The organism is Sphaerisporangium rufum (genome assembly GCF_016863395.1).
GTDB classification, from domain to species: domain Bacteria; phylum Actinomycetota; class Actinomycetes; order Streptosporangiales; family Streptosporangiaceae; genus Sphaerisporangium; species Sphaerisporangium rufum.
The window spans coordinates 1-16,432 of record NZ_BOOU01000017.1 but is presented as its reverse complement, the minus strand read 5'-3'; the positions used below and the strand labels follow the sequence as shown (position 1 = coordinate 16,432).

The window sequence follows — 16,432 nt, the reverse complement described above, 5'->3', positions numbered from 1 at the left end:
GCGGCCGGTGTCCTTCACCGGACCCTGCGGTCAGCGCGGTCAGCGCGACAGCAGCGCGGCCAGCTCCGGGAGGTCGTTGACGACCATGTCGGCCAGGGCCGCCTCGGGCCGCCCGGCGTGCAGGTGGCCCCACGGGCCGCGCCGGATCAGCGCGGTGCGCATCCCGGCGGCCCGGGCCGGCAGCACGTCGTTGTCCAGCCGGTCGCCCACGTAGAGGATCTCGCCGGGCGGCCGGCCGGTCACCGCGGCCACCTTGGCGAAGAACTCGGCCCGCGGCTTGCTGACCCCCCACCCGGCCGAGGTGTGCACCGCGTCCACCGGAAGGTCCATCGCCACCAGCGCGTCGTACGCCTGCGGCGGCTGGTTGCCGGCCACCACGATCTGGTACCCCGCCGCCCGCAGCGCGGCCAGCCCGTCCCGCACGTCCGGGTAGAGGTCGGCGGCGTCGAAGTTCTCCCGCAGCCCGGCGGGGTCGTCCCGCCGCCATGCCTCGATCTCGGCGGCCACGTCCAGCCCTGGGCGCACCACCTGGAACGCCTCCCGGTGCGAGCGGTCCAGCGCCGCCATCCCGCCGAGCACGCCGAGCAGGGTGAAGCGCGGCACTCCCAGCCGGTCCGCCCACCGCGACCAGATCCGCGTCTCGTCGATCAACGTCTCCCCGACGTCGAACACCACCGCCCGTACCGCCACCGCGCCCTCCAGAAGACTCCGCGTCCGCCCTCGCCGACCCTACCCATCGCCCGCCGTCGCTCCCGACCCCTCCCCCGCCGTTCCGGCCCGGGCGGGTTCACGCCTCGGCCAGCCCGTGCCGGTAGACGTAGCGGGTCGCGTCGCTGCGGCCGCGCGCCCCGATCTTGGCGAAGGCGTGGTTGATGTGCGTCTTGACCGTCGACTCGCCGATGAACAGCGCCCCGGCGATCTGCTGGTTGCTCATGCCGCCCGCGATGAGCTTCAGGATCTCGGCCTCCCGGGGGGTGAGCCCGTCGGGGTTGCCCCAGCGCTCCGGCGGGACCGGGTGGCGCGGGTCCGGCCTCAGCATGGCCGCCACCAGGCGCCGGGAGACGGCGCCGGAGAAGGTGGACTGGCCGGAGGCGGTGGCGCGCAGCGCGGCCGCGATCTCGGCCCGGCCGGCGTCCTTGGTCAGATAGCCGCGGGCACCGGACCGCAGGGCGTCCGCGATCGAGTCGTCGTCGGCGTAGGTGGTCAGGACCAGCACCGCCACCTTCGGGTGCCGCCGGGCGATGTGCCGGGTGGCCGCCACCCCGTCCATCACCGGCATCCGCAGGTCCATGAGCACGACGTCGGCGGAGGTCTCCGCCAGCAGCCGGAGTGCCCCCTCGCCGTCGCCGGCCGCGCCGGCGACCTCGACGCCGTCCATCAGCCCGAGCAGGGCCACCAGGCCCTCCCGGACGATCTGCTGGTCGTCCACGACCAGCACGCGGATCGCCGCGGCGCCGGTCACGCCGGCACCTCCGCGACCACCTGCCAGCCGCCCTGGACCTCCGTCGCGGTCAGCACGCCACCCACCAGGGCGAGCCGCTCGCGCATGCCCGTCAGCCCGTGCCCGGCCGGGCGCTTGCCGGCGCCGTCCCCGGCCGGGCGGGTCACCGATTCGTTGCGGATCACGAGGCTCACGGTAGCGGCGCGGTACTCCAGCCGGACCGTGATCGCGGCGTTCGGGGCGTGCCGGGCGGCGTTGGTGAGGGCTTCGCGCGCGGCGCGCACCAGGCACACGGTGACGGCCGGCGCCGGCGAGCGCGGCGTCCCGCGGACCTCGAAGTCGACCACCGCCGAATGGTCGGCGCGGTGGGCCTCCACCAGCCGGGCCAGGGCTTCGGCCGGCGGCGGGGTGTCCTCGCGCAGCGCGGTCACCGCCTGCCGGGCCTCCGACAGTCCTTCGGCGGCCAGCCGGCGGGCCCGCCGCACCTGGGCCAGCCCGCCGTCCAGGTCGTGCTTCTCGCTCAGCAGCGCGTCGGCCAGTTCCAATTGAACCCCCAGCGCGCCGAGGGACTGGGCGAGGACGTCGTGGATCTCGCGGGCGATCCTGGCCCGCTCGTCCAGCGCGGCCGCCCGCGCGTGCTCGGCCTGGGCACGCCGGGTCTGCTCCAGCAGCAGGTGGGCGTGCTCGGCCTGCACGCGGTACTGCCGCCGGCTCAGTCCCAGCACGACGACGACCAGCATCACCGCGGCGTTGCCGAACGCGTCCCCGGCCGGTCGCGCCGACCACACGCACGACGAGACGACCACGGTGACCGCCGCGCCGGTGACCGCGATGATCACCAGCGGGCTCGGCCGGGTGTGCATGGAGAAGGCCACCAGCCCGACACATGACATGATCATCGCCGTGCCGTCGGCGGTCGGACCGGCCGCCGCCGCCGCGGCCAGCGCCGAGGCGCCCAGCACGACGAGGGCCCCCGCCGGCGCCCGCCGTTCCAGCAGGACGAAGGCCGCCCAGCCGGCCAGGCTCAGGCCCAGCAGCGTCCAGGTGAGGGCGGTGAGCATGCCCGGGGGCGCCGTCAGCGGCGCGGCCACCATCATGATCGTGCCGATCGACCGCTCGACCCGCCAGCCAGGTGACAGGTAGGTCCGCCAGGACCGCCGTTCTACCTGGCGCGCTCGGTCGATCATGTGGTGGCCCTCCCCGGACCGGATGCTCGTCAGTGCCGGAGGTTGGTGATGAGTTCCAGGGCGACCAGCCGGTAGGCGATGAAGCCTCCCAGGATGACCAGCCCGCCGATCACCACGGCGACCATCGATTTTCCGTTCATTCTTCCCCCATTCGTACTGAGAACCCAGCCCGCGACCGCCCTGCCGAGGTCGAACCGGTCCTTGTCCCGTCCGTTCATGCACGGAACCGTACGGACCGGCCGGGGCCGCGGCGCACCCCCGCCGGGTGGAGATCGGGATGGAGACGGGGTGGAGGCCCGGCCGCGTCCATACACCTGGGGCTCCACGCGAGCGAATTTCACTCACGTCTTTGCCGGATCTTGAATACTGTGCGTGTTCGCGCGGACACAAGGAAGCAGAATGATGGTCATGACCTCACGGAAGCCGCATCCCACCTCGGCAACGCCCCCCTCGCCCCCGGCCGCCCCCGGCCCCGAGGCCCGGCGGCCGGCCCACCCGGCCGGCCATGACGTCCCCGTCCCGGCCGCCCCGGACCACCCCGGCCCGGACACCGCGGGGTCGGACCTCGCGGGCCCGGCGGTCCGGCCGGCGGCGGCCGCTCCGGCCACGGAGGCCCGCGCGACGCGCCAGCGGCTGGTGCCGTCCGCCGAGACGGCACATCTGCCACCCCCCGGCTCGCCGAGAGAGCTCCTCGACGCGCTACCGGAGCTGTCCCTCCGTATCGAGCTCATCAACGGGAGAATGATCGTGAGCCCAATGGGCACCCCCGAACACGCCGACGCCGCGATGGCCCTCTACGACGCCTTGGCGCCGGTCGCCAAGCTCCACGGCTGGCGGGCCTACACCGGCAACGTGGACGTCTGCATCGACGGGCCTCGTGACGCCGCCACACCCGATTTCGTGATCGCCCCTGTCGACTGCCCGCGCTGGGGCACCCGGGAGCTGCTGTCGACCGGGCTGCTGCTGGTCGCCGAGGTGGTCTCGCCGGGCAGCGTGCGGGAGGACCGCGAGGACAAGCCGGACCTCTACGCCCGCGGCGGGGTGCCGGTGCTGCTGGTGATCGACCCGCTGGACTCGCCGCCCTCGGTCACCGTGCTCAGCAGCCCTAAGGACGGCCGCTACCAGACGGCCACCTGCGTCGTCATGGGCAAGCCGCTGCGCATCCCGGGACCGATCAACTTCGACCTGGACACCGCGATCTTCCTGGTGGAGCCGCCCGCGGCGCGCGCGGCGGTCAGGGGTCGGTGAGGGCGGCGATGGCCTTGAGCAGGCGCTTGTCGGAGACCGGGTAGGGCGTGCCGAGGGTCTGCGCGAAGTAGCTGACCCGCAGTTCCTCCAGCATCCAGCGGATGGCGACGACGGCGGGCTCGGCGTGCCGCTCCGGCGGCAGCCGGTCCAGCAGCTCCTCGTAGGCCAGGCGCATCTCGTCCAGCCGTAGCATCCGCTCGTGGTCGCGGTAGGGGTCGTCGGGCAGCTTCTCCAGGCGCCGCTCGACGGCCCGCAGATACCGCTGCAGGTCGGGGAGGCGGTCGAACCCGGTGTCGGTGACGAACCCCGGATACACCAGGGTGCCGAGGTGCTCGTCGATCTCCTCCAGCGCGTCGGCGGGGCTCTTCATCGCGGCCAGGGTGGTCCGCACGCCCTGCCAGACGGTGAGCACGCGCTCGATCCGGCCCACCACCTCGGCCGTGGTGTCGTACAGCTCGGCCCGGACGTGGTCGTGGATCCGGGTGAAGTGCTCGGCGGTCCACGCCGGGCCGCCGGCCTGCGCGATGAGCTTGTCGGCCGCGCAGGCGACGCAGTCCTCGAACAACTCGGCGGCGTCCCGGTGCGGGCTGTGGCTGAGCGTGAGCTTCTGCCGGGTGCTCAGCGTCCGCAGGATGCCCTTGGCGGGCGAGTTGACGTTCAGCAGGACCAGGCGCCGCAGGCCGGGTCCGAGGGCGGCGCGCTGCTCGGCGGCGGTCTCGAAGACCCGCAGGCCCACCGTGGCCCCCTCGTCGACCAGCGCCGGGTAGCCGCGCATCCGGCCCTGCTCGAACACCTGGGGGACGGTGCCGAAGGTCCAAGTGCGCTGCCCGGTGCGCTCCAGGTGCTCGCCGGCGCGGGACAGCGTGGCGCGCATCTTCGGGGCCAGCCGCCGTTTCAGCGCGTCCAGGTCCTTGTCCTCGGCGACCGTGCGCCGCCGCTCGTCCACCACCCGGTAGGTCACCCTCAGGTGCTCCGGCAGCCGGTCGAGGTCGAACGCGTCCGCGGGCACGCCCACTCCGGTCAGGGCGAGCAGTTCCCGGGCCACCGCGTCGGTCAGCGAGCCGGTGCCCGGCGCGACCCGGGCCAGCACCTTGCGGGCGTAGTCCGGCGCGGGGACGAAGTTGCGGCGGATCGGCTTGGGCAGCGAGCGGATCAGCTCGGTGACCAGCTCCTCGCGCAGGCCGGGCACCTGCCAGTCGAAGCCGTCCCCGGTCATCTGGTTGAGCACCTGCAGCGGGACGTGCACGGTGACGCCGTCGGCGTCCGCGCCCGGCTCGAACTGGTAGGTGAGCCGCATCCGCTGGCCGCCGGTGCGCCAGGCGTCCGGATAGGCGCGCTGCAGGTCGCCGGCGTCGGCGCCCTCGTTGATGAGCATGTCGGCGGAGAAGGTGAGCAGCTCGGGCTGATCCTGCCGGGCGCGCTTCCACCAGCTGTCGAAGTGCCGGGCGGACACCACCGTCTCGGGGACCCGCCGGTCGTAGAAGTCGAACAGGGTCTCGTCGTCCACCAGGATGTCGCGCCGCCGGGCGCGGTTCTCCAGCTCCTCGACCTCCGACAGCAGCCTGCGGTTCTCCTTCAGGAAGCCGTGGTGGGTGTCCCAGTCGCCGTCCACCAGGGCGTGCCTGATGAACAGGTCGCGGCACAGCTCCGGATCCACCGAGCCGTAATTGACCTTGCGGTCCACCACGATCGGCACCCCGTACAGGGTGACCTTCTCGTAGGCCACCACCGCGCCCTGGTTCTTCTCCCAGTGCGGCTCGCTGTAGGTGCGCTTGACCAGGTGGCCGGCCAGCGGCTCGATCCAGTCCGGCTCGATCTTGGCGACCACCCGGGCCCACAGCCGGGAGGTCTCCACCAGTTCCCCGGCCATGACCCACCGCGGCTGCCGGCGGAACAGCGCCGACCCGGGGAAGATCGCGAATCGGGCGTTCCGCGCGCCGATGTACTCGCGCATGCCGCGCCGGCGGGGCTGCGTCCCGCCGCCGCCGCCGGCGGCGGCGTCCGCCTTCTCGACGTCCAGCACGCCGACGTGCGACAGCATGCCGGCCAGCAGCGCCAGATGGATCTTCTGCGGGTCGGCGCGGACGGTGTTGAAGGTGACGCCCATCCCCTTGGCCACCTGGCGGAGCTGGCCGTGCACGTCCTGCCACTCGCGGACCCGCAGGTAGTTGAGGAAGTCGGCCTTGCACATGCGGCGGAACTGGCCGGAGGACAGCTCCCGCTGCTGCTCGCGCAGGTGGTCCCACAGGTTGAGGTAGGCCAGGAAGTCCGACTCCTTGTCGGTGAACCGGGCGTGCTTCTGGTCGGCCTGCGCCTGCTTGTCGGCCGGCCGCTCCCGCGGGTCCTGGATGGACAGCGCCGCGGCGATCACCATGACCTCGGTGGCGCAGCCGCCCTCGTCGGCGGCCAACACCATGCGGGCCAGCCGCGGGTCGACGGGCAGCTGGGCGAGCCGGGTGCCGATCGGGGTGAGCTTGCGGGCCTCGTCGAAGGCGCCGAGCTCGTGCAGCAGGTTGACGCCGTCCTTCACCTGCCGCTGGTCGGGCGGCTCGACGAACGGGAAGGCGGCGATGTCGCCGAGCCCGAGGGTGGTCATCTGCAGGATGACCGAGGCCAGGTTGGTGCGCAGGATCTCCGGGTCGGTGAACTCCGGCCGGGTGAGGAAGTCGTCCTCGGAGTACAGCCGGACGCACACGCCGTCGGAGGTGCGCCCGCAGCGGCCCTTCCGCTGGTCGGCCGAGGCGCGGGACACCGGCTCGATGGGCAGGCGCTGCACCTTCAGCCGATGGCTGTAGCGGGAGATCCGGGCGAAGCCCGGGTCGACGACGTACTTGATGCCCGGGACGGTGAGCGAGGTCTCGGCGACGTTGGTGGCGAGCACGATGCGGCGCCCGCGGTGGGCCTGGAAGACCCGGTGCTGCTCCCCCGACGACAGCCGCGCGTAGAGCGGCAGCACCTCCTCGTCGCGTCCCTTGAGCGCCTCGGCGGTGTCCCTGATCTCCCGCTCGCCGCTGAGGAAGACCAGGATGTCCCCCGGCCCTTCGGCGCACAGCTCGTCCACCGCCTCCACGATGGCCTGGGCCTGGTCCTCCTGCTCGTCGGTGATCGGCCGGTAGCGGACCTCGACCGGGTAGGTGCGGCCGGACACCTCGACGATCGGCGCATCACCGAAGTGGCGGGAGAACCGCTCGGGGTCGATGGTCGCCGAGGTGATGATCACCTTCAGGTCGGGCCGCCTGGGCAGCAGCTGCTTGAGGTAGCCGAGGATGAAGTCGATGTTGAGGCTGCGTTCGTGCGCCTCGTCGATGATCAGGGTGTCGTACCGGGAGAGCAGCCGGTCGCGCTGCATCTCGGCGAGCAGGATGCCGTCGGTCATCAGCTTGACCAGCGTGTCGTCGCCCGAGTGGTCGGTGAAGCGCACCTTGTAGCCGACGGCCGCGCCGAGCGGGGTGCCGAGCTCCTCGGCGACCCGCTCGGCCACCGTGCGGGCGGCGATCCGGCGCGGCTGGGTGTGCCCGATCTGCCCGAGGACGCCCCGGCCGAGCTCCAGGCAGATCTTGGGGATCTGGGTGGTCTTGCCGGAACCGGTCTCCCCGGCGACGATGACGACCTGGTGGTCGCGCAGCGCCGCGAGGATGTCGTCCTTGCGCCCGCTGACCGGCAGGTTCTCCGGGTAGGTGATGGGCGGGACGATCGCGCGCCGGGCCTCGACCCGGGCCCGGGCCGCCTCGATGTCGGCGGCCACCTGCTCGGCGATGCCCCGCAGCGCCTTCCCGTCCCGGATCCGGCGGGCGCCGTCGATGCGGCGGCGCAGCCGGACCTGGTCGCGGAGCATCAGCTCGGGCAGGCGGTCGCGGAGCTCGGCCAGCGGCGATTTCACGAAAGAGGTTCCCATGGTCGCTTTCCCGGCCGCCCCGTCCGGCGGCCGCCACCGGCAAGGATAAGCAACCCGGCCCCGCCCTACGCCAGCGGTTTAACGCCGGCGCAGCGCGGGACGCGCGTCACGGCGCGATGAGCAGCTCTCCCGGGGAGTCGTGCTGGAACTTGAGCGCCTTCTCCAGGCAGACGATCGCGCCCTTGCGCTTGCGGTTGATGAACCGCACGTCGTCGGCGAGCGCGCGCATGATCTGCAGCCCCCGGCCGGACTCGGCCATCGGGGAGTCGGCGCCGGCGCCGGCGGTCTCCGGGTCGAACCCGTTGCCGGTGTCGACCACGGTGATCACGAACTTGTCCCGCACCAGTTCCGCGCTCACGGTGTACTCATCCACGTCCTGCGCGTGCCGGATGACGTTGGAACACGCCTCGCTGAGCATGAGCTGGATGTCCTCGGTGATCGACTTCTCGACGCCGAGCACCTCCAGCTCGGCACCGAGGATCTGCCGGGTGATCGCCACGCTCGCGGCATCGCGCGGCAGGCGCAGTGCGATGGTCACCTTCACGTCGTTCTCCTTCCGCCCGTCCCTGCAAATTGCCCCCGGTGGCGCTCACAAACCCCGCAACGTCCGGTGATCGCCATCTGGCGCTCCAGGCGGCTCCCTGAGGTGGTTCAGCCGGCCGGCGCGCCGGCGGCCTGGGCGGCGGCCAGCGCGGCGCCGATGATGCCCGCCTCGTTGCGCAGCGCCGCCGGGACGACGGTGGTGCCGGGCAGCTCGATGTGGTGCAGGAACTTGTCGGCCTTCTTGCTGACGCCGCCGCCGATGATGATCAGCGACGGGGACAGCAGCATCTGGACGTGCTCCAGGTACTCCTGGACGCGGCCGGCCCACTTCTCCCAGTCCAGGTCGTGCTTCTCCCGGGCGCGGTCGGAGGCGCGCCGCTCGGCCTCGTGGCCGTCGATCTCCAGGTGACCGAACTCGGTGTTCGGCACGAGCAGGCCGTCCATGATCAGCGCGCTGCCGATGCCGGTGCCGAAGGTGAGCATCAGCACCAGCCCGCGGTGGCCGCGCCCGGCGCCGAAGGCGGCCTCGGCCAGGCCGGCTGCGTCGGCGTCGTTCAGCACGGTCACCGGCCCGCCGGTCGCCTCGGCGAACAGCGCCCGGGCGTCGGTGCCGATCCAGTGCCGGTCGACGTTGGCCGCGGTGCGCGTCACCCCGTCCACCACCACGCCGGGGAAGGTGACCCCGACCGGCCCGGACCAGGAGAAGTGCGCCGCTATCTCGCCCACCACCCCGGCCACCGCCTCGGGGGCGGAGGGGTCGGGGGTCGGCACCCGCAGCCGCTCGTCGAGCAGCTTCCCGGCGGTGGTGTCCACCGGAGCGCCCTTGATGCCGGATCCGCCGATGTCGATGCCCAGTACGTTCATGCCGCTCCTCGTGCTCCTTCGCTCGCCAGGAACTACCCGTTCCCCGGATCGCCGGATTCAGCCCTGGCAAGGCGGTTCAGGAACTGCCGGCGCGGTAGCCGCGGATGGCGTCGGAGACCGCGCTGAACGGGCCGGTGTTGTTGTCGAAGATGATCGTCGAGGTGTCCAGCGGGTCCAGCCGGCCGTGCCGCGGGTCGTCGCCGCCGACCACGAACGGGTCCTCGTGCCGGTCGGCCGCCGGCGGCGCCTCGGCCCGCTCGTACGACGGCCGCCGGCCGCTCGACCGGCCGGAGGCCTCGCCGAGATACGCCGCCGAGGCGACCGTCGCGGAGCCCTCCGCCCGCCGGCCATCGGACCGGATCTGGGCCCGGCCCGCCGACCGGCCGCCGGCGCCGGACCGGTTCTCCGCCGGGCGGGCGCTCGCCGTGGACGCCGTGGACGCCGCGGGTGCTGCGGATGCTGCGGATGCGGCACGGTGACCGGCGGAGCCGGCGCTCCCCGTCCGGTGCGCGGCGGGCTCGCCGCGGCGGGCCGGAGGCGAGGCGCCGACCCGCTGCCCGGCGGGATGGGCTTGCGGGGCGTCCAGGTGGTCGACCGGCTCCCGGTCGCGGGTGGCCGGCATGATGTACGACTCCTCCTGGTAGGGGGATGTCCGGTAGGACGGCGCCGCCACGGTCGCCGGCATCTCGTAGCCGGCCGGCGCGGCCGGCGGCGGGGAGTAGGCGGCCGGAGCGGCAGGCTGGTAGGCGGCGGGGGCGGCCGGCGGCGAGTAGGCGGCCGGCGCCGCGGGCGGCGGATAGGCGGCCGGAGCGGCAGGCGGCGGAGAATACGCGGCCGGAGCGGCAGGCTGGTAGGGGGCGGCCGGCGGCGAGTAGGCGGCCGGGGCCGGGCCGGCGGGCGCCTGGTAGGCGCTCACCGCGCGGCGCGCGGGCACGCCGGCGTCCGGACCGCCGGCGAGCAGGAAGGCCTGCATGCCGTCGACCAGCCGCTGCACGTCCTGCTGCGGGCGGACCACCAGCCGCAGGAACGCGCTGGTGGACCCCAGCTTGTTGCCGCACTCGCGCACGAAGACGTTGTGCTCGCTGAACAGGTAGTCGCGCAGCGCCCGGCCGTCCTTGCCGTCCGGCAGCCGGACCATGATGAAGTTGCCCTGGGAGGGGAAGACGGTGAGCCCCGGCAGCGCGGACAGCTGCTGGAACATCGACCGGCGGTCGGCGGCCAGCAGCCGCAGGCTGCGCTGGTAGTCGTGCATGTGCTCGCCCAGCATGAAGATCACCGACTCGGCGAAGGAGTTGAGGTTCCACTTGGGCAACATGCGGCGGACGGTGCCGGCCAGTGCGGGATTGGCGACCAGGTAGCCGAAGCGGATGCCGTGCAGGCCGAAGTTCTTGCCGAGGCTCTTGAGCACGATCACGTTGTGCCGGATGGCGGCCTCGTCGGCGACGCTCGGCTCCGGCTCGCAGTCCACGAAGTCGATGAACGACTCGTCCACGATCACCAGGTCCAGGCCGGCCAGCTCGTCCAGCAGCTGGATCACCTGCCGGCGGGGCAGGTAGCCCCCGTCGGGGTTGTTGGGGTTGCAGATGACCGCGACCCGGCTGCCGCGGGCCCGGACGAACCGCACGTACGACTCCACGTCCAGCGCGAAGCCCTGTGCCTCGGGCAACCGGAACATGTCCACCCGCTTGCCGGTCTCCAGCGGCTGGTCGGTCCAGCGGCCGAAGGTCGGGATGGGGATGGCGAGGCTCTCCTTGACCAGCAGGTGGTCGATCCAGGTGATCAGCTCGGTGGATCCGTTGCCCATGACGACGGTCTGCGATTTCAGCCCGAGGATCGAGCAGAGCTGGGAGGTGATCGGCCCGGTGTCGCTGGGGTAGTACTTGAGGATCGTGGTGATGTTCCGCTGCAGCACGTCGAACATCTCCGGCGTGGGGAAGTACGGGTTGCAGGGGATGCAGAAGTCCACCGGAGCGCCCTGGAGGCCCGACGCCCCCCGCAGCAGCGAGAAGTACGACGGGCTGTGCGCCTCTGCGCGAAGCAGGCTGAGATCGGCGGAACCGGCCAACGGTGGGCCCTCCTCCATGACGGTGACGTCCGCGTGGTCGAGCGATGACGCCCGGAGGTACGTACGGCGGGCGGGCCGGGTTCACCGCCACGGCGGATTTGTGATCATGGCGTCGCGCGCGGGCTCGTCACGGGAGGCCGCCGCCGGGCCGACCCGATGGGGCCGGCCAGGCGGGCGGCGTCAGGAGGACACCGCGGCTTCGGCGCGATCGGGCCGGTCGGGCCGGTCGGCCGGCGGGGTGCCGCCGTGGGCGTCGGCCACGAACGTGGCCTCGTCGAACGGCAGCCGGCCGGCCAGGACCTCCGTGGCGCGCCCGCGGTCGAAGTCGCGCACCCAGGTGCCGATCAGCACGGTGGCCACCGCGTTGCCGGCGAAGTTGGTGAGCGCGCGGGCCTCGGACATGAACCGGTCGATGCCGACGATCAAGCCGACCCCGTCCACCAGGGCGGGCCGGTGGGACTGCAGGCCGGCGGCCAGCGTGGCGAGCCCGGCGCCGGTCACCCCGGCGGCCCCCTTGGATGCGATGATCATGAAGACCAGCAGCGAGATCTGCTCGCCGATCGACAGCGGGGCACCGGTCGCGGTCGCCACGAACAGGGTGCCCATCGTGAGGTAGATGGCCGTGCCGTCCAGGTTGAAGGAGTATCCGGTCGGCACGGTGATGCCGGTCACCGTGCGGCTCACCCCGAGATGCTCCATCTTGGCGATCAGCCGCGGCAGCGCCGACTCCGAGGAGGAGGTGGACAGGATGAGCAGGAACTCCCGCCCGAGGTACCGCAGCAGCGACCACAGGTTGATCCGGGCGATCAGCCACAGCAGCGCCCCCAGCACGACGCCGACGAAGAGCGCGCAGGTGAGGTAGAAGGCGATCATCAGGACGGCCAGGCTGCGCAGGGCCTCGAAGCCGCCGGCACCGACCACCGCGGCCATCGCGCCGAAGGCGCCCACCGGCGCGGCCCACATGATCATCGCGAGTACCCGGAAGACGAGCCGCTGGATGTGCCCGATGCCGTTCAGGATCGGCCGGGCCCGCTCGCCCATCCCCTGGAGGGCGAAGCCGGTGAGCAGCGCCACCAGCAGCGTCTGCAGCACCTGCCCTTCGGTGAACGCCGAGACGAACGTGGTGGGGATGATGCCGAGCAGGAACGAGGTGGTGTCGCCCTCGCCGCCCTTGGCCGCCTCGTCCTGGGCCGCCTTGCGCAGTTCCTCGGTGAGCTGCAGCCCTTCGCCCGGGTGCACGGCGTTGCCGACGACCAGACCGATGACCAGCGCCACGGTCGACATGGCCAGGAAGTAGCCGATCGCCAGCCCGCCCACCTTGCCGACCTTGGCGGCCTGGGCGACCGAGCCGACGCCGAGCACGATGGTGCAGAAGATGATCGGGCTGATCATCATCTTGATCAGGTCGATGAACGCGGTGCCGAGCGGTTTGAGCGCCACGCCCACGTCCGGCGCGATCAGCCCGACCGCGATGCCGGCCAGCACGGCGGCGATCACCGCGAGGTAGAGGTACCGGGTGGGATCGCGATGCCGGGGGGCCGGGGACGCCTCCGGCGCGCGGTCCGGTGCCGGTGGATCGGACGGGGACGATGGCGGGTTGGGGGGCATGGTCACTCGTTCCTCCAGGTCCGCCCCGGGCGCGTACCCGCGGTGCGGGCCCGGGAAGGTGCTGCCGATCGAGGACCTATGCCCGCAGCGAGTGATCTACGTCACCGTTGACCGAATCTTTACCGAATGTCGGGCGCCCCGCGCCCTTCCCGGCCCGGCGATGGGGCCCGGCCACGCCGCGGCCGTCAGGTCCCGGCGACGTCCCGTTCCGCCCGGTGGGCCGTCGTGCCCAGGAGAGCCCACGGGACCCGGCGTCGCCGGCTCGTTCGCGCCGGATTCCTCGGCGGGCGGTTCCAGGACGTCCGTTCCGACAGGATAGTCGATTCCTGACAAATAGCGCCGGACATTGCCGAAGGCATGCCGAACCTTCGTTGCGCCTTATAGGGAGAATGACGGCATGCCGCGAGCCGGCGCATGAAAGCCAGCCATTCCCCGCCGCCCGGAGATCATGCACGCCCTTTTGTGACGATCTTGATGATCCCGGCTACACCAGGGGCGTTGGAATAAAATTCGGCGCTGCGGCGCCGCGCGCTCCGTCGCCACCTGTACGGCACGCGCCGGCCGGGCCCGGCCGGCCGGCCACGGCCGCGCAGGTGGGAGCCATCTGGACCCGTCCACCAGGGCGATCCTCGGAGATGCCGACGAAGTCGGAGATTCCTAATGGCGTCCGACATAGTCCGATGAAAACAACATCACTGGTCAAGCAGGGCGACTGTGACAGTCATCACGAAAGCATTAATGACATCGGCATATCGCACCAATGGAGGGGGTCACTAGGCATGCCGGGGGTTATCCGCAATTCTCCTCATAGCGACGGCGGCCGAGAGGGGAGCGCAAGTGATCGACAGGTACGAGATCTACTGCCTAGCCGATCCGGCGTTTTACGACTCCCTTGACAACCAGCGCGCCAAGCATCCGGATTTTGCTACTGCGGAGCAGAAAGTTCCCCCCGGGTGGGAACATCGTGCCACCGACACCTGGCTGCACTACGGGCCGGCGGACCGCTCGCTGCCCACCCAGGGCTGGAAGATCCACATCTCGGCCTGCCTGGACGACGCCGAGCGCACCCTGCGCATCGTGTGGGACTACTGCACCGCCAACCGGATCAGCTTCAAGTTCCTGCGCGGGCCGCGCGTGGTCACCATGCTCAACTCCAAGTACGCCGACCGGGGCAGCAGCGGCAAGCTCGTCACCGTCTACCCCGCCGACGAGGACCAGTTCGAGCTGGTGGTCAAGGAGCTCGACGCGCTGCTGCACGGCGTGCGCGGTCCGTACATCCTCAGCGATCTGCGGATCGGCGAGGGCCCGCTCTTCGTGCGGTACGGCGGGTTCGCCGAGCGCTACTGCCTGACCACCGGCCGCGAGCGGGTGCTCGCCATCGAGGACCCCGCCGGCACCCTGGTGCCCGACCGGCGCGGCCCGTCCTTCTCGCCTCCGCCGTGGGTCACCCTGCCCGCGTTCCTGGAGCCGCACCTGGCGGCCCGCAACGCGGTGACGATGGCCGGCCTGCCGTACGAGATCGAGCGGGTGCTGCACTTCTCCAACGGCGGCGGCGTCTACCAGGCGCGCGACACCCGGACCGGGCGCTCGGTGGTGCTGAAGGAAGCCCGCCCGCACGCCGGGCTGGACGCGGTGGGCCGCGACGCGGTGTCCCGGCTGGCGCACGAGGCCGACATCCTGCGCCGGCTGTCCGGCCTGCCCGCGGTGCCGGCGCTGCACGACTACTTCACGCTCGGCGACCACCACTTCATGGTGCAGGAGTTCATCGACGGGCGGACGCTCAGCGCGGAGTCCATCCACCGCCACCCGCTCACCCGGGCGGTCATCACCCCCGAGGACGCCGCCGAGTACACCGAGTGGGCGCTCGACATGCTGGAGCGCGTCGATCGGGCCGTCACCTCGCTGCACGAGCGGGGGGTGGTCTTCGGCGACCTGCACCCGTTCAACGTGCTGGTGGACGGGGACCGGGTGGTGCTGATCGACTTCGAGGTGGCCACCCTGGCCGACGCCAACGCCCGGCCGGCGCTGGCCCATCCGGGGTTCGGCCCGCCGCCGGACCGCACCGGCGTGGCGGCCGACCGGTACGCCCTGGCCTGCCTGCACCTGGCGCTGTTCGCACCCATGTCGACGGTGCTGATCCCGCTGCACCGGGCCAAGGTGACGCACCTGGCCGAGCTGGTCCGGGAGACCTTCCCGGTGCCGCGCGAGGTCGTCGACGCCGCGGTGCGCACGATCCTCGGCACTGGCGAGGGCACCGGTCCGGGCGCCGCGACCGGGGACGGCGGTTCCGCGGCGCCCGCGGCCGGCACCGGGCCGTCGGTGCGCGGCCCGGCAGCGGCCCGGCCGCGCACCGACGGGCCGGACGGGCTGCGGCTGATGCGGGAGCTGCCGGTGCCCGGCCGGGCATCGTGGCCCGAGGTCCGGGACGCCGCACGGCGGGCGATCCTGGCCTCGGCCACCCTCGAACGCGACGACCGGCTCTTCCCCGGTGACGTCCAGCAGTTCCAGCCGGGCGGCGGGCTCAACCTGGCCAACGGCGCCGCCGGGGTGCTGTACACGCTGGCCGCCACCGGTGCCGGGCGGTTCCCCGAGCACGAGGAATGGCTGCGCGAGCGGGCCTTCGCCCCCAAGCCCGGAACCGGGCTCGGCCTGTACGACGGCCTGCACGGCGTCGCCTACGCCCTCGCGGCGCTCGGGCGCGACGAGGACGCCCTGGACCTGCTCGCGTTGTGCCTGCGGGAGAAGTGGCAGGACCTCGGGCAGAGCCTGCACGGCGGGCTGGCCGGCATCGGGCTGAACCTGCTGCACTTCTGGCGGCTGACCGGCGACGGCTCGCTGCGCGACGCCGCGCTGGAGGTGAGCGGCATCGTCGCCGACCGGCTCGGCAGCGTCGACAGCGTCCCGGAGATCAGCGGCGGGCGGAACCCGCACGCCGGGCTGATGCGCGGGTCGTCCGGACCCGCCCTGCTGTTCCTGTCGGCCTACGAGGCCACCGGCGACCGCTCGCTGCTGGACCACGCGGGCGTGGCGCTGCGGCAGGACCTGCGCCGCTGCACCCGTCGCGGCGACGGCCAGCTCCAGGTTCAGCAGGGCTGGCGGACCAACCCCTACTTGGACGAGGGCTCGGCGGGCATCGGGCTGGCGCTGCGCCGGCACATCGAGCACCGCGACGACGAGGGCTTCGCCGAGGCGCTGGCCGGCATCGGCCCGGTGGCCACCCTGGACTACTACGTGCAGTCGGGACTGTTCGCCGGGCGGAGCGGCATGATCGCCGCCCTGGCCGCCGGGCTGCGCCCCGGGATCGGCCGCTCCTCCCCCGAGGTGACCGCCCAGGTGTCCCGGCTGGCCTGGCACGCCATGCCGTACGGCGGCGGGCTGGCCTTCCCCGGCAACCAGCTGCTCCGGCTCTCGATGGACCTGGCGACCGGCACCGCCGGCGTGCTCCTCGCGCTCGGCACCGTGCTGCACGACGAGCCGGTACGGCTCCCCATGATCTCCCCGCCCGGCATTCCCGCCGGGCCGGCGGACCCGTCGAGCCAAGGAAGGAGGTGACACCCATGGCGCTTCTCGACCTGCAGGAG

General features: G+C 72.6%; 11 protein-coding genes. 2 read left to right on the top strand and 9 right to left on the bottom strand.

Going from position 1 to position 16,432, the window contains the following annotated elements; genetic code table 11:
• Positions 1 to 39: 39 nt before the first annotated feature.
• The 4 genes from Sru01_RS06515 to Sru01_RS06500 all read right to left on the bottom strand — a co-directional run bounded on the left by Sru01_RS06515 (position 40) and on the right by Sru01_RS06500 (position 2,846).
• The gene (locus tag Sru01_RS06515) at positions 40 to 690 is read right to left on the bottom strand and encodes an HAD family hydrolase (protein ID WP_239137023.1); all 651 of its coding nucleotides are present in this window, start codon (positions 688 to 690) and stop codon (positions 40 to 42) included.
• Between the two features lie 97 nt (positions 691 to 787).
• Positions 788 to 1,462, bottom strand: coding sequence for a response regulator (locus Sru01_RS06510; RefSeq protein WP_239137020.1), 675 nt, complete (start codon positions 1,460 to 1,462; stop codon positions 788 to 790).
• On the bottom strand, positions 1,459 to 2,628 hold the full coding sequence (locus Sru01_RS06505) for a sensor histidine kinase (protein WP_203982958.1): 1,170 nt from the start codon (positions 2,626 to 2,628) through the stop codon (positions 1,459 to 1,461). The genes Sru01_RS06510 and Sru01_RS06505 overlap by 4 nt, the downstream gene beginning before the upstream one ends.
• A 29-nt stretch (positions 2,629 to 2,657) precedes the next feature.
• Positions 2,658 to 2,846 (bottom strand): hypothetical protein, encoded by a 189-nt coding sequence (locus tag Sru01_RS06500; RefSeq protein ID WP_203982957.1) that lies wholly within the window; start codon positions 2,844 to 2,846, stop codon positions 2,658 to 2,660.
• Between the two features lie 190 nt (positions 2,847 to 3,036).
• Between Sru01_RS06500 and Sru01_RS06495 the strand changes: the two genes are divergently transcribed.
• A complete protein-coding gene (locus Sru01_RS06495; protein ID WP_239137018.1) occupies positions 3,037 to 3,876 on the top strand; it encodes a Uma2 family endonuclease in 840 nt (279 codons plus the stop codon).
• Here Sru01_RS06495 and hrpA read toward each other — a convergent pair.
• The 5 genes from hrpA to Sru01_RS06470 all read right to left on the bottom strand — a co-directional run bounded on the left by hrpA (position 3,863) and on the right by Sru01_RS06470 (position 12,851).
• The gene (gene hrpA / locus Sru01_RS06490; RefSeq protein ID WP_203982956.1) at positions 3,863 to 7,771 is read right to left on the bottom strand and encodes an ATP-dependent RNA helicase HrpA; all 3,909 of its coding nucleotides are present in this window, start codon (positions 7,769 to 7,771) and stop codon (positions 3,863 to 3,865) included. The two genes, Sru01_RS06495 and hrpA, sit on opposite strands and share 14 nt — an antisense overlap.
• A gap of 106 nt (positions 7,772 to 7,877) precedes the next feature.
• Positions 7,878 to 8,315 (bottom strand): ATP-binding protein, encoded by a 438-nt coding sequence (locus tag Sru01_RS06485; RefSeq protein WP_203982955.1) that lies wholly within the window; start codon positions 8,313 to 8,315, stop codon positions 7,878 to 7,880.
• 107 nt (positions 8,316 to 8,422) lie between these two features.
• Positions 8,423 to 9,178, bottom strand: a complete 756-nt coding sequence (gene ppgK / locus Sru01_RS06480; protein WP_203982954.1) for a polyphosphate--glucose phosphotransferase — start codon at positions 9,176 to 9,178, stop codon at positions 8,423 to 8,425.
• A 76-nt stretch (positions 9,179 to 9,254) separates the two neighbouring features.
• Complete coding sequence (locus Sru01_RS06475; RefSeq protein WP_203982953.1) at positions 9,255 to 11,243, bottom strand: pyridoxal phosphate-dependent aminotransferase; 1,989 nt, start codon at positions 11,241 to 11,243, stop codon at positions 9,255 to 9,257.
• 180 nt (positions 11,244 to 11,423) lie between these two features.
• Positions 11,424 to 12,851, bottom strand: a complete 1,428-nt coding sequence (locus tag Sru01_RS06470) for a cation:dicarboxylate symporter family transporter (RefSeq protein WP_203983028.1) — start codon at positions 12,849 to 12,851, stop codon at positions 11,424 to 11,426.
• Positions 12,852 to 13,688: 837 nt separating this feature from the next.
• Between Sru01_RS06470 and lanKC the strand changes: the two genes are divergently transcribed.
• Positions 13,689 to 16,403, top strand: a complete 2,715-nt coding sequence (lanKC, locus tag Sru01_RS06465) for a class III lanthionine synthetase LanKC (RefSeq protein WP_239137016.1) — start codon at positions 13,689 to 13,691, stop codon at positions 16,401 to 16,403.
• Positions 16,404 to 16,432 lie beyond the last annotated feature (29 nt).